This is a genomic window from Streptobacillus canis (assembly GCF_009733925.1).
GTDB lineage: Bacteria > Fusobacteriota > Fusobacteriia > Fusobacteriales > Leptotrichiaceae > Streptobacillus > Streptobacillus canis.
In genome coordinates this window covers 1-522 of the sequence record NZ_WOEI01000064.1, presented here as the reverse complement: position 1 = coordinate 522, position 522 = coordinate 1, and the positions used below count along the sequence as shown (strand labels likewise).

At 19.9% G+C, this 522-nt stretch carries 1 protein-coding gene and 1 pseudogene; both read left to right on the top strand.

All coding sequences use genetic code 11. The annotated features are described in order from the left end of the window. A partial coding sequence (locus tag GM111_RS08330; RefSeq protein WP_408022644.1) for a Mu transposase domain-containing protein occupies nucleotides 1-299 on the top strand: 299 nt, incomplete at its 5' end. Continuing rightward, nucleotides 272-522: pseudogene (locus GM111_RS08090) on the top strand (hypothetical protein); the annotation flags it as partial. The gene GM111_RS08330 and the pseudogene GM111_RS08090, both read left to right, overlap by 28 nt.

Here is a 522-nt window from a genome sequence, read left to right as displayed (position 1 = left end):
TAAAAGTTGATAATTCATCTTTAATAACTTACCATAAAAAGAAATATTCAGTACCATCTAAATATATAGGTAAAATTATTGATGTGCAACAAATAGATGATATATTATACATGTATTGTAGCACAAATTTAATAACAATTCATCATATTTCTGAAAATAACATAAATTACTATGAAGCACATTACAAAGAATTGATGAAAACAACACTTAAATTCAATGATAATAAAATAGAAGAAATAACAAAAAATAATTTAGCTATGATAGGAGTGACATGGAAAAAACAACATACCAAAGATTAATAGATAATTTTGAATATCTTAAATTAAAAGAAATAGGTTCTAATTTAGACAGAGTAATAGAAGAATTTAATACAAATAATTTATCTTTTGTAGATACTTTATTAAAACTTACAGATAAAGGTATAGATGATTTTGATTTTAATTATCAAGAAAATTTAAATAAACAAGATATATTAGATCTATTAAGTCATAGATTTATACATAATTTTGAAAATATTATCTT